Genomic DNA, 768 nt, shown 5'->3' with positions numbered 1-768 from the left:
GTAGACGTACACGCCCCGGCCAGTCTTGCGGCCCAGGTAGCCTGCGGCCACCATCTCACGCATCAGCATGGCCGGACGGTACTTCGGATCGGCGAATTCGGTGTACAGCACTTCCATCACCGCCAGCATGGTGTCCAGGCCGATCATGTCGGCCAGCGCCAGCGGCCCGATCGGGTGGTTGCAGCCCAGCTTCATGCCCTCGTCGATCTCTTCCGGCGACGCCAGGCCTTCGCCCAGCACGCAGAAGGCTTCATTGATCATCGGGCACAGGATGCGGTTGACGACGAAGCCCGGACTGTTCCTGACCGTGATCGGGTACTTGCCCAGTGCCTTCGCCAGTGCTTCCACGGCGCCGTGGGTGGCGTCGCTGGTCTGCAAACCGCGGATCAGTTCGACCAGGGCCATCACCGGCACCGGGTTGAAGAAGTGCATGCCGATAAAGCGATCGGCGCGCGAGGTCACCGCGGCCAGCTTGGTGATCGAGATCGACGAGGTGTTGGACGCGATGATCACGTTCTCGCCGACGATGCCGTCGATCTGCTTGAGGATCTTGACCTTCAGGTCGTAGTTCTCGGTGGCGGCCTCGATCACGATGTCGGTGGCCTTCAGGTCGTCATACGAGGTGCTGCCCTTAAGGCGCGCCAGCGCGTCGGCCTTCTGCGCCTCGGTCAGCTTTTCCTTCTTGATCAGCCGGTCCAGGCTGCCCGACACGGTGGCCACGCCCTTCTGCACGGCGGCGTCGCTGATGTCGACCATCACCACGTTCAG

General features: G+C 63.7%; 1 protein-coding gene. It reads right to left on the bottom strand.

The annotated features are described in order from the left end of the window. A partial coding sequence (locus J8I34_RS34245; RefSeq protein ID WP_209808611.1) for a 3-hydroxybutyryl-CoA dehydrogenase occupies window positions 1–768 on the bottom strand: 768 nt, incomplete at both ends.

Origin of the sequence: Cupriavidus phytohabitans (assembly GCF_017815025.1) — a bacterium.
In the GTDB taxonomy this organism is placed as follows: Bacteria; Pseudomonadota; Gammaproteobacteria; order Burkholderiales; family Burkholderiaceae; genus Cupriavidus.
This window is presented reverse-complemented; position numbering and strand designations above follow the sequence as displayed.